This window comes from Saccharococcus sp. Marseille-Q5394 (genome assembly GCF_946901335.1).
Lineage (GTDB): Bacteria > Bacillota > Bacilli > Bacillales_A > Planococcaceae > Sporosarcina > Sporosarcina luteola_C.
The window spans coordinates 140,136-151,943 of the sequence record NZ_CAMPPQ010000001.1 but is presented as its reverse complement, the minus strand read 5'-3'; the positions used below and the strand labels follow the sequence as shown (position 1 = coordinate 151,943).

General features: G+C 45.7%; 11 protein-coding genes. 1 reads left to right on the top strand and 10 read right to left on the bottom strand.

The window, feature by feature from the left end; all coding sequences use genetic code 11:
* Positions 1 to 9: 9 nt before the first annotated feature.
* The 4 genes from priA to gmk all read right to left on the bottom strand — a co-directional run bounded on the left by priA (position 10) and on the right by gmk (position 4,633).
* Positions 10 to 2,421: a primosomal protein N' gene (gene priA / locus OC538_RS00725; protein WP_262172882.1), complete on the bottom strand. Its 2,412-nt coding sequence runs from the start codon at positions 2,419 to 2,421 to the stop codon at positions 10 to 12.
* The gene (coaBC, locus tag OC538_RS00720) at positions 2,411 to 3,628 is read right to left on the bottom strand and encodes a bifunctional phosphopantothenoylcysteine decarboxylase/phosphopantothenate--cysteine ligase CoaBC (protein WP_262175046.1); all 1,218 of its coding nucleotides are present in this window, start codon (positions 3,626 to 3,628) and stop codon (positions 2,411 to 2,413) included. Before coaBC ends, priA begins: the two co-directional genes overlap by 11 nt.
* Before the next feature lie 159 nt (positions 3,629 to 3,787).
* Complete coding sequence (gene rpoZ / locus OC538_RS00715; RefSeq protein ID WP_251694860.1) at positions 3,788 to 4,012, bottom strand: DNA-directed RNA polymerase subunit omega; 225 nt, start codon at positions 4,010 to 4,012, stop codon at positions 3,788 to 3,790.
* 3 nt (positions 4,013 to 4,015) lie between these two features.
* Positions 4,016 to 4,633 carry a guanylate kinase gene (gene gmk / locus OC538_RS00710; RefSeq protein WP_251694861.1) on the bottom strand — a complete coding sequence of 206 codons (618 nt, stop codon included), beginning with the start codon at positions 4,631 to 4,633 and terminating at the stop codon, positions 4,016 to 4,018.
* 131 nt (positions 4,634 to 4,764) lie between these two features.
* Here gmk and OC538_RS00705 point away from each other — a divergent pair, with 131 nt between their 5' ends.
* Positions 4,765 to 6,456 (top strand): NFACT family protein, encoded by a 1,692-nt coding sequence (locus OC538_RS00705; RefSeq protein WP_262172879.1) that lies wholly within the window; start codon positions 4,765 to 4,767, stop codon positions 6,454 to 6,456.
* Positions 6,457 to 6,504: 48 nt separating this feature from the next.
* Here OC538_RS00705 and pyrE read toward each other — a convergent pair whose 3' ends face one another.
* The 6 genes from pyrE to OC538_RS00675 are packed head-to-tail and all read right to left on the bottom strand — an operon-like array spanning position 6,505 to position 11,718.
* Positions 6,505 to 7,137 (bottom strand): orotate phosphoribosyltransferase, encoded by a 633-nt coding sequence (gene pyrE, locus OC538_RS00700; RefSeq protein ID WP_262172878.1) that lies wholly within the window; start codon positions 7,135 to 7,137, stop codon positions 6,505 to 6,507.
* Entirely contained in the window at positions 7,130 to 7,849 is a 720-nt protein-coding gene (gene pyrF, locus OC538_RS00695; protein WP_262172875.1) for an orotidine-5'-phosphate decarboxylase, read from the bottom strand. Before pyrF ends, pyrE begins: the two co-directional genes overlap by 8 nt.
* Positions 7,846 to 8,760: a dihydroorotate dehydrogenase gene (locus tag OC538_RS00690; protein ID WP_262172873.1), complete on the bottom strand. Its 915-nt coding sequence runs from the start codon at positions 8,758 to 8,760 to the stop codon at positions 7,846 to 7,848. The genes pyrF and OC538_RS00690 overlap by 4 nt, the downstream gene beginning before the upstream one ends.
* A complete protein-coding gene (locus OC538_RS00685) occupies positions 8,757 to 9,533 on the bottom strand; it encodes a dihydroorotate dehydrogenase electron transfer subunit (protein ID WP_262172870.1) in 777 nt (258 codons plus the stop codon). The genes OC538_RS00690 and OC538_RS00685 overlap by 4 nt, the downstream gene beginning before the upstream one ends.
* The gene (locus OC538_RS00680) at positions 9,530 to 10,837 is read right to left on the bottom strand and encodes a dihydroorotase (protein WP_251694867.1); all 1,308 of its coding nucleotides are present in this window, start codon (positions 10,835 to 10,837) and stop codon (positions 9,530 to 9,532) included. The genes OC538_RS00685 and OC538_RS00680 overlap by 4 nt, the downstream gene beginning before the upstream one ends.
* Positions 10,804 to 11,718, bottom strand: coding sequence for an aspartate carbamoyltransferase catalytic subunit (locus OC538_RS00675; protein ID WP_251694868.1), 915 nt, complete (start codon positions 11,716 to 11,718; stop codon positions 10,804 to 10,806). The genes OC538_RS00680 and OC538_RS00675 overlap by 34 nt, the downstream gene beginning before the upstream one ends.
* Between the last annotated feature and the right edge of the window lie 90 nt (positions 11,719 to 11,808).

The window sequence follows — 11,808 nt, the reverse complement described above, 5'->3', positions numbered from 1 at the left end:
CCGTACTGATTAAAAAATTGAAGTCGGATCCACATCCACTGACATGAGCAGACCTTCCTTCATCCAGTTCGTCCGATACATTCTGATCAATTGCTGAAGCGTTTCAATCAACTTCGGCTCTTTTTTGTATTTTATCAAACATTGGTACCGATATCTATTGTTCACACGACTAATTGCAGCTGCCGCAGGTCCGATGATGACGGTATCAGGCGACAACGAACTTTTCAAATAGCGCGTCCCCTTTTCCGCAAAATCTGCAACTTTTAACAAATCCTCATGTGAAAACTGTACAAGCGTTATAAAAAAGAAAGGAGGATACCCGTATTGTTTGCGTGCCGACATCTCCAGATTGTAAAACGGCTCGTAATGTTGGGTCTTTGCGAGTTCAATCGCATAATGTTCCGGTGAATATGTCTGAATGAATACTTCACCGGCCAATTCATGCCTACCTGCTCGTCCACTAACTTGCGTCATCAATTGGAATGTTTTTTCCGCTGCCCGGAAATCCGCCAAATGCAAAGTCGTATCCGCTGCCAGCACTCCGACTAAGGTAATATTCGGGAAATCGAGCCCTTTTGCAATCATTTGGGTGCCAAGCAGGATATCCGCCTTCCCTTCGCTGAATTGGCGGAGTATGCGTTCGTGTGCTCCCTTTTGCCGTGTTGTGTCTACATCCATCCGCAATACTCGCGCTTCTGGGAATAGCTTTGAAATTTCTTCTTCGGCCTTTTGTGTGCCTGTTCCGAAAAACCGGATATGTTCACTTTCACATTCCGGACAAACGAGCGGAACTGGTTCCTCATGACCGCAATAATGACACTTCAGACTTTCATTTGCACGATGATAGGTCAATGAGATATCGCAGTTCGGGCATTGGACGACCGTCCCGCAATCCCTGCACAATACGAATGAAGAGAATCCTCTTTTATTGAGAAATAGGACCGTTTGCTCTTTCTTTTCCAAGCGAAGTCGAATGGCCTCCGCCAATTGTACGGAAAACATCGACCTGTTTCCTTCCTTCAATTCTTCCCTCATATCGACGACCGTGACGGTTGGTAATGGTTGGTTCTTCGCCCTCTTCGACAACTCCAAAAGTGTATAGACACCTTTCGATGCTCGGGCGTACGATTCGAGAGAGGGTGTCGCGCTGCCTAGGATGACGGGGCAACCGAAATACTCTGAACGCCAGATGGCAACGTCCCTTGCATGGTACCTCGGGGTATCCTCCTGTTTATAAGTCGATTCGTGCTCTTCATCCAGGATGATAATTCCTATGTTTTCAAATGGAGCGAAAATCGCAGATCTTGCCCCGACGACAACTTTCACTTCCCGTCGGTGGATTTTTCTCCATTCATCATATTTCTCACCTGCCGATAACCCGCTATGCATGACTGCAACTAGTTCGCCAAACCGCTCTTGGAATCGGGCGGTCATTTGAGGCGTCAATGAAATCTCAGGAACGAGGACGATCGCTTCCTTCCCTTTATCCAGTACGTGTTTGATCGCTTGTAAATAGACTTCGGTTTTTCCGCTTCCCGTTATGCCATGCAACAGGAATGTTTCAGCATTACCCGAATCTGCGGCCACTTTCACTTTCTCGAGTGCCGTGTGTTGTTCCTCTGTCAGCCGAAGGGGCATGGGCGTATCCTGAAGCTTCGGGGCATCCGGCTCACGATACGTTTCGACATACGCTTCTGTAGCACCGCCTTTTTCAATGACGGCTTTGAGAACCGAGTTTTGGATGCCAGATTCATTCATCAGTTTCGCAGCCTCAATCGACTTCCCTGCATGATTTAACATCCACCTGATCAATTCTGCTTGTTTCTTCGCATTCGGATGGATGGTGAGCAGTAATTCGGATAATGTGTCTGAATCCCCAATATGGATTACACGTACTTTTTTCACTCCCGTTTGCTGGCTAATCGCCGTGTCGACGGAAACGATTCCTTTTTCCGAATAATCTTTGACCAACTTCAATAGAGCGGAATCAGTAACCTGCTTCAAAGGAATGCGGGTACGTCCATTCAGTACTGATAAAACCCTTGCATCATCGATTTCATCTGGTCTTTCGATACTGATGAATTTTTCGTATTTCGCACGCATCGCTGCAGGCAGCATCACTTGCAGCGCATCGATTTCATAGGACAGTGTTTCTCTCGCCACTTTTTTAGCCAAGCCCAACAACTCCTGAGAAAGAACAGGATCCAAGTCGATCAGTTCGTCAATCTTCTTCAACTTATGCTCTTCGAGATCACTTTCTGATTTCAGGCCGGTGACATAGCCGATCACTTTCCTCGGTCCGAATGGGACTTTAACACGGGACCCGCATTCAATCACCGTCTCCAGATGTTCGGGCACGGCGTAGTCAAAGGGACGATCGATTGGATATGCCGATACATCGACGATGACTTCAGCTATCATTTACAACGTCACTCTCCAATTCCAGAATCGTCCTCAAGAGCACTTGTGCCAGTTCTTTTTTATGCATTGCTTCGAAAGGATATGTCTTCCCCTTTCTTGATAGTAATGTGACAACATTCGTATCGTTGCCGAAGCCGCCATCGGGATCTGTCACATCATTTACAATGATATAGTCCAAGTTTTTAGTGGACAGCTTTTTCATGCCATACTCGATTGCATCATTCGTCTCTGCCGCAAATCCGACAAGTACTTGTCCCGTTTTTCTTTCCCCGAGCGTCTTGAGAATATCGGTTGTACGTTCGAGTTCAATGGATGAATCGCCATCCTGCTTCTTCATCTTTTGTGTAAATTGCTCTTTTGGGCGATAATCTGCAACTGCTGCCGATTTTATAACCATATCCGCATCGTCGAATTTAGTTAACACAGCGTCAAGCATTTGTGCAGCACTTTCCACGTTGATGAGCTGCACGCCATTAGGCTTTGGCAACTCAACAGGACCTGAAACCAATATTGTTTCAGCACCTAACGACACAGCAGCTTCCGCTAGTGCATATCCCATCTTGCCGCTCGAAAAGTTCGAAATGTAACGCACAGGGTCAATCCGTTCCCGGGTCGGTCCCGCCGTAACAACCACCTTTTTCCCTGCAAGAGGCTGATTTTCAGGTTGCGAAAACCTCTCCTTGATCAGTTGGACAATTTTTTCAGGCTCCTCGAGTCTGCCTTTACCGACATAGCCGCATGCTAAGAATCCTTCTGAAGGTTCAATGAAACGGTAACCGTCCTCATGGAGCTGTCCGATGTTTCGGATGACCGACTTGTTTTCATACATATGTACATTCATCGCCGGAGCAATCCAAACTTCCGCAGTTGTCGCGAGAAGGGTTGTCGTGACCATATTATCCGCAATTCCGTTCGCGAGTTTGCCGATTACATTTGCAGTTGCCGGCGCAACTATGACAAGATCGGCCCAATCAGCCAGATCGATGTGAGCAATGACACTTGAGTCTTTTTCATCAAAGGTGTCAAAGTAAACATCATTCCGTGACAAAACCTGAAAAGAAAGCGGTGTCACGAATTCCATTGCCGAAGCAGTCATCATCACTTTCACTTCTGCCCCGGCTTGCGTTAATTTGCTTACAAAAGCGACTGCCTTATAAACGGCAATTCCACCAGTCACACAGACAAGTATTTTTTTAGTTACCAACAGCCCCACCCTTTCTCTACTTCTACGAGTATGTACAATTTGTCCATAAAAGGACAATCGACTTCTGAAAAATGCTAATTAAAAATGACAAACTCCCAAAGAAATTCTGTTTCTAAGGGAGTATGCAGACCTATTTAAATGCGTCAACTTAGTGAGCGTTGATCATACTTCGTCTTCGTATACAATGGAAGCGTCTTGAACTTGTTTTGATAATGCGCCTGCGGAAATCTCTTCCAAAGCTTTCCCTACATTCTTATATGAAGTATAGGATGGCAGCAACATATTCTTGGTCTCCTGCATTTCACGCGCACGCTTAGCGGCAAGTGTCACAAGTGTGTATTTTGAATCGATTTTACCCTTTAACGAGTCAACTGATGGATATAACATAAATTATTCCCCTTCCAACATAAGTAAGTATCTTTTTTCAACACGTTCCCGTCGGCAATGTTCAGCCGTCACGATGGCATTGATGCGATCGCATGCCTTCGACACTTCATCATTTTCAACTACATAGTCATACAAGTTCATCATTTCAAGCTCTTCACGCGCTTTCAATACTCTGCTTGCAATGACATCGGCCTGTTCCGTCCCTCTACCGATCAAACGATCTTCAAGCTCGGACAGACTCGGTGGGGCAAGGAAAATGAATAATCCATCGGGAACTAATTTACGGACTTGTGCCGCACCGACAACTTCAATTTCCAGGAATACATCCCTTCCGGCGTCAAGCGTTTCATTCACGTAATCCAGAGGGGTGCCGTAATAATTGCCTACATACTCGGCGTACTCCAATAATTTTCCTTCGTTTATCAATTGCTCGAACTCATTGCGTGATTTAAAAAAGTAATCGACGCCGTCCTGTTCGCCTTCTCGGGGGCTTCTCGTCGTCATCGATATCGAATATTCATAATTCGTGTCAGGTTGTTGAAATAGCTCTTTTCTGACCGTCCCTTTCCCGACACCGGATGGTCCGGACAGGACAATCAACAGTCCACGTTGTTTGTACATGCAATCCCTCTTCTTATGTATTCTCTACCTTCTATTGTTCCATTCATCATAGCAAACAATCTTCTCATATTATAACATATCGCACCCAGAGAGTGCTAAAATGGTACAAAACGTTTGAAAGAGGAATTATTATGGCATTTGACGGTTTATTCACCGCAGCGATTACTCAAGAGCTGCAACAAATTAAAGACGGACGGATTTCAAAAATACATCAGCCGAACACACAAGAAGTTGTCTTGATGGTTCGGGCAGGAAGAAGCAATTATAAACTTCTTATTTCTACTCATCCATCTTATTCCCGCGTTCAATTGACTGATGAAACGATTGTAAATCCTTCTGAGCCACCGATGTTTTGCATGGTATTGAGGAAGCATCTCGAAGGCGGCATGATCCAATCAATCCAGCAATCTGGAAATGACCGAATTATCTCATTTGACATCCGGGCGAAAAATGAAATAGGTGATGATATCCACCGCCGATTAATTGTAGAAATCATGGGCAGGCATAGCAATATGCTGTTAATTGACCCGGAGCGGAATATGATCATCGACAGCATGAAGCATTTGCCGCCTTCCGTGAACAGTTACCGGACGGTTATGCCGGGACAGCCATATGTTCCCGCACCTCCCCAAGAGAAATTAGATCCTTTTGATTTAGATGAAAAGGAGCTCCTAGCATTATTGCCAGAATGGGAGAATGCCAAACAGGTTGTTGGAAAACTATCGGGTTTTTCACCGATTCATGGAGAAGAACTTTTGTATCGATTGAAAGAAGCATTAGAAAGGGACGCATATAACATCTATAAAAATTTCCTATCTTCATTCAAAGGGGGAACTCAAACACCTACGATCGCTGAAGTCGGTGCGAAGACCATTTTTTCGGCAACTACATTGACATATGCGGATCGAACGGTCGCGACGTTTACTACACTCGGCGAACTGCTTGACAAGGTCTATTTTGCTCGGGCAGAACGGGAGCGGGTGAAATCCCAGGCAGCCGATTTGGAACGCTGGCTAGATAATGAAATCGCCAAGTTGAAATTGAAGATGAACAAGTTGGAAAAAGAGCAGAATGCGGCCGAGAAACTGGATACGTTCCAGTTATATGGTGAACTGCTCACAGCGAATAGTTATGCTATCAATAAAGGTGATACAGAAGCTGTCGTCGACAATTACTATGAGGAAGGAACGACTGTGACGATTCCGCTTGACCCGAGGAAGACGCCGATTGAAAATGCGCAGCGTTATTATTCCCGCTACACGAAGGCGAAAAATGCGTTGATCATGATTGCGGAACAGTTGGAGAAAGCGAAAGAAGACATCGATTATTTTGAGATGATTAAACAGCAGGTTATGCAAGCGTCTCCTGAGGATATCGATGAAATTCGTGAGGAATTGGCGGAGTTAGGTTTGATGCGCGCAAGAAGAGGCAAGAAAAAGCAGAAGCCGAAAAAGCCATCACCTGAGTCGTATATATCATCTTCCGGCATTCCGATTTCGGTCGGTAAGAATAACAAGCAAAATGATTATTTGACGTTCAAGATTGCTGCAAGGGATCATGTATGGCTTCATACGAAGGACATTCCCGGATCGCACGTCGTCATCCATGATTCGAATCCGGATGAGCAGACGATTGAAGAAGCAGCGATTCTTTCGGCTTATTTCAGTAAGGCGAGGGGTTCGTCGTCTGTTCCGGTAGATTTTACGGAAATCCGTCATGTTAAGAAACCAAATGGTTCGAAACCTGGATTTGTTATTTATTTTGAGCAGAAGACGTTGTTTGTCACACCTGATGAGGATGTTGTTAGGAAGTTGAGGAAGTGAAAAAAGGATTGCCATCCCAACGAGGATGGCAATCCTTTTTCGTTTTTACTATTTAGCTAATAATCCAGCTTTCAATTTCCCATGCCACTCCAGTAAACCAGCCATTGACTCTGTTGTAATTGCACCGCTTTCTTTCGCCATCTCAGAAAGTGCTCCGAAATCCGTCAAACTCTCATAAGATAAGTTTGCCTCTTTAAATGCTTTATCTGCACTTTCGAGTTCATATGTAAAAATGGAGACAACCCCTGCAACTTCGATTCCTTCAGATTGCAGCGCTTCAACAGCATTCAGACTGCTGCCTCCCGTGGAAATCAAGTCTTCAATGATGACTGCTTTATCCTTAGGTTCTACTTTCCCCTCGATTTGGCGGCTTCGACCATGCCCTTTCGCTTTTGAACGGATATACACCATCGGTAAGCCTAAAATATCAGCGACCCAGGCCGCATGTGGAATGCCGGCAGTTGCCGTTCCCGCAATAAGCGTCGTTTCAGGATAATTTGTTTTAATTAACCCGGCAAGCCCTTGTGCAATTTGTTTTCGTCCTACTGGATCGGACATCGTCAACCGGTTATCACAATAGATCGGTGATTGAATTCCCGATGCCCATGTGAATGGAACCTCCGGACTTAATTCCACCGCTCCTACATTCAATAAAATTTTCGCAATTTCCTTCTTATCCAACCCACTCTACCCCTCTCCATCTAGCATTAATTTGTTCGTATGCTACACGAGGATCCGATGCACCTGTAATCGCCCTACCGACTACGATATGAGTCGATCCTTCCTGCCTTGCTTCCTTTGGCGTAGCAATCCTTTTCTGGTCATGCGTTCCGCTTTCCGGAAGACGGATCCCAGGAGTGACTTTCAGGAATTCCGGTCCGCATACTTCTGAAATGATAGCAGCCTCTTGTACGGAGCAAACGACCCCATCCAATCCAGCATCCTTTGTAAGCTTCGCGTAATGAAGCACGGACTCTTGAAGTGAATCATGGATAAGTTGTTCTTCCCTCATTTGACGTTCATCTGTAGACGTCAATTGAGTCACACCGATAATAGAAGGGCGCTTCATTCCCGACAGAGTCCCTTTATCAAGCCCTTCCAATGCAGCTTCCATCATCGTCTTCCCGCCGGCAGCATGGACATTGACCAAGTCCACACCTAAGCTTGCCAATACTTCCATTGCAGATTTCACTGTATTTGGGATGTCATGCAATTTTAAGTCTAGGAATATATTGAACCCGCTCTCTTTCAATTTAGAAATGATTGCAGGGCCCTCTTTGTAGTAAAGCTGCATGCCGACTTTCACATTGATGTCGCTTTCGAATGGTTGTAGAAAGTCGAAAACCTTCTGTGATGAATCAAAGTCTAACGCAATGATCGGGGATCTTTTCATAACCGATGGCTCCTTCCTACAAGTTCAGAAATATGTTCAACACCGAGCTCATCCAATTTCGCTGGAAGCCCTTCAATGATTTTCGGACAAATGAATGGGTTTACGAAATTCGCCGTACCGACTGCCACTGCACTCGCACCTGCCGATAGAAAATCGATAACGTCGGCAGTTTCAGCGATCCCGCCCATGCCGATGATCGGGATCTGTACGACTTGGCTCACTTCGTACACCATTTTGATGGCGACCGGCTTTACAGCTGGTCCGGATAAACCACCTGTTAGATTAGCTATAATAGGTCTTCCCGTCTTTTGATCGAGCCTCATTCCGACAAGCGTATTGATCATCGTAATGCCATCTGCTCCGCCGGCCTCGACCGCTTTTGCAATTTCTTTGATGTCCGTGACATTTGGTGACAGCTTGACATACACCGGCACTTCGGACACTTCTTTCACGGCAGCCGTCAGATCATGTGCTTGCTGTGGATCCGTGCCAAAAGTGATGCCGCCGCATTTGACGTTGGGGCATGATATGTTCAATTCCAACGCTCTTACATTCGGAGCCGTTGAAATTGTTTTTGCCACCTCTACATAATCCGCAGTTTCTGTTCCTGCGACATTCGCAATGATCGGAACATCGTACTGTTCCAGCCAAGGCAGTTCATTTTCCATGACGCCCTGCAAACCGGGATTCTGCAAGCCGATAGCGTTCAACATGCCTGATGCCGTCTCCGCGACTCGTGGAGTCGGATTGCCGAATCTTTTATCAAGAGTCGTCGCTTTGATCATAATGGCGCCTAACATTGATAAGTCATACAGATTCCCATATTCCCTACCGAATCCGAAACAGCCGGATGCCGGCATGATTGGATTTTTCAACTGCAAACCAGGCAATTCCACTGCCAATCTATTCATATCGACACCACCCCTGCCGGAAATACTGGTCCATCAGAACAAACTTTGATGTACTCTTTATCCGTTTTATCAGTCGTTTCACATACACAAGCGAAGCAAGCTCCTATTCCGCATCCCATACGCTGTTCGAATGAAAGGAAACCTTTTTTGCCAGAGTAAGCGGTTTGAACCGCATTCAGCATCGGCATCGGTCCGCAGCTATAGTAGGTAGCGAATCCGTCTCCAATCGTCTCCATCACATTAGTTACAAAACCTGACATTCCTTTTGTTCCGTCCACCGTTGCGATATATGTCTCACCTAGGCGCATGAATTCCTCTTCATAAAAGGACACATCTGCCGTTTGGAAGCCTAGTACATGAATGCAATTAACTCCTTTGGCAGTCAGTTGCTTCGATAATTCGTATAAAGGGGGAACCCCAATTCCACCGCCAATGAGTACCGCGGTTTCACCAGGTGATGTTTCATCAACTGGAAAACCATTACCTAGCGGACCGAGCACATCTACTTCGTCGCCTTCTTTTTTCAAGGAAAGCAGCTGAGTGCCGCGACCTTCCGCGCGATAAATGATTGTCATTTCGCCTGCTTCATAATCGATGGAAGCGATAGAGATCGGTCTTCTTAACAAAGGTTCGAATGAATCAGAGACCCGGATATGGACAAACTGGCCAGGGGAATTGATTTCCCCTACCAGCTTGCCTGTCAGTTTCATTTCAAATATATTCTTAGCAATTTCTCTTTGACCCGTCACATTCATCCGATCTTGGATGATCATAGTATCACCTGCTGTTTTGCTATCACATCCATTTGATCCTGCCAGACGATATTGCCTCCGTAGATTGTCTTCACCGGCCAGCCAACACACCTCCAGCCATCAAATGGGGTGTTTTTCCCTTTGGATAAAAATGTCTCCCTATCAATTGCTTGTTCTTTATTCAAATCAAGAAGAACGAGATCCGCTAGCGCACCGACTTCTATTTTCCCGTATGGAAGACCGAATACATCAGCAGGCTTGATAGTCATCCAATCAATCAACTGCTTTAGTGACCATTTCCCTTCTTTTACAAAATGCGTGTAAAGAAGCGGGAATGCTGTTTCAAATCCTGTAATTCCGAAAGGCGCTTTTGCAAAACCGGCATTTTTCTCTTCTGCTGTGTGGGGTGCGTGATCGGTTGCTATGAAATCAAGAGTGCCATCCATCAACCCTTCTTGCAATGCATGTAAGTCCTCCACTCCGCGAAGTGGTGGGTTCATCTTCCAATCAGCATCGTCACAAGGGATATCATTCTCGCATAAAATCAGATGATGCGGACTCACTTCCGCAGTTACGTGGATTCCGGCTTCTTTCGCATCACGGATGACCCGTACAGATTCTTTCGTACTGACGTGGCAGACGTGATAGTGGGCGCCAGCTGCTTCAGCAAGCAGTATATCGCGCGCGATATGGACTGATTCAGCGATTGATGGGATACCCGGGAGTCCAAGCTCCTTGTTCTTCTTTCCTTCATGCATTGCTCCACCATATATCAGTGTATTGTCTTCGCAATGTGCGACAACCGGCATGTCTAGCTCAGCCGCATCTAACATTGCCTCGTACATCATGCCTGCTTCTTGGACGCCAACCCCGTCATCTGTGAAAGCGAAAGCTCCGTTCTGCTTCAATTCTTTTAAATTCGTCCGTTCTTTCCCGGCTTCCCTAATTGTGATGGAAGCGTAAGGGAGGACTCGAATATGCGCTTTTTCAGCAATCAAGCTGTTGACGAGGGACAAGTTTTCCTTCGTGTCAGGAACCGGTCTCGTATTCGGCATTGCGCAAATCGTCGTGTATCCGCCTTTAGCAGCGGCAAGCGTCCCTGTTTCAATCGTTTCTTTATGCTCTCCGCCTGGTTCCCGCAGATGGACGTGGACATCGATGAACCCCGGCGCCAACAGGAGTCCGTTTCCGTCAATGACCTCCGAATCCCCTGCATGTAAATCTTTTCCGATTTCGGTTATCTTCCCTCCAGCAATCCTAACATCTGTTAAAACCTTTTCTCCAATTTCATTTAAAACATATGCACTCTTGATGATCTTTCCCATGCCAATTCCTCCTTCTGTAAAATCGTTTCTAAGATAGCCGCACGTATATAGACGCCATTTTCAACTTGCTTGTAAATCATTGATCTGCTGCATTCGACAAGGCTTCCTGCTATTTCCACATCCCGGTTAACCGGTGCAGGATGCATGATAATTGATCCGGGCTTCATTTCCCTTTCCCGTTCAACTGTCAGTCCATATTTCGTATGGTATTCGTCCTTTGTGAATCTCATTTTGCCATCGTGCCTTTCATGCTGAACTCTTAGGAGCATGACCACATCGCTTGTGTAGACCACTTCTTCCCAGTCACTCACGTATGGAAAATCACCTGCCCACTCAGGGGGGCATAGAAATTTCACATTCGCACCAAGCATTGAAAGAGCATCCGCATTCGACTTTGCAACTCTACTATGGGAAATGTCACCGGCGATAAGCACATTAAGCCCTTTGAAACCGCCGAGCGTTTCTTTAATTGTGAACAAGTCAAGCAATGATTGTGTTGGATGTTGTCCTGAACCGTCTCCGCCGTTGATGATTGCCATATTCATTTTTCCAACGAGGTCTTCATAATAGCGCTCTTCAGGATGTCTGATGACGACTGCATCCAAGCCGATTTCTTCAAGGGTTCGAAGCGTGTCGTACAACGTCTCTCCCTTTACCGCACTTGAAGAACCGGCTTCAAAAGGAATCGTTTCAAGACCCAATTTCCGCTCCGCTACTTCAAAACTCATTTTTGTTCGAGTGCTCGGCTCAAAGAATAGATTGCTAACCATATATTTTTGAGGTAATGCGCGGATCCCATACCTTTTTAACATTGCAGCACGATCCAAAATAGCTGAAATTTCGTCGATTGATAGATCTTTCATTGATAATAGGTTTTTCATATAGAAAATCCCCTTCCGTTTTGGATAAAAAATGGCCTTTCCGTTAAATGGAAAGGCCAGTGGGCATGACTAAACAATCGTCATCCATCT